The 258-nt window shown below is 44.6% G+C and carries 1 protein-coding gene; it reads left to right on the forward strand.

What is annotated here, in order from left to right; all coding sequences use genetic code 11:
* The coding region (gene lepB, locus JFU56_RS22580) for a signal peptidase I (protein WP_198439454.1) at positions 1 to 203 on the forward strand (203 nt) is incomplete at its 5' end.
* Positions 204 to 258 lie beyond the last annotated feature (55 nt).

Genomic DNA, 258 nt, shown 5'->3' on the forward strand with positions numbered 1-258 from the left:
TTCCTAAGGATAACTACTTTGTGATGGGTGATAACCGCGATTTCTCAGCAGATTCTCGTCGTTGGGGAACTGTTCCTTTTGGTCACATCAAAGGGAAGGCAATCATGGTTTGGTTCTCGCTTTCAGTTCCTTGGCCATGGGCTGAGGATGAGCAAGAGTCGTGGAAGTTCAGACCTTGGCGAATTGGAAAAATTATTGATTAAAAGAAAGGGCCCGTCTGATGATCTGTACCCCAAGAATTGGACTGGAAATAAAAAG

The sequence above is a fragment of the Moritella sp. F3 genome (assembly GCF_015082335.1).
Taxonomy (GTDB): domain Bacteria; phylum Pseudomonadota; class Gammaproteobacteria; order Enterobacterales; family Moritellaceae; genus Moritella.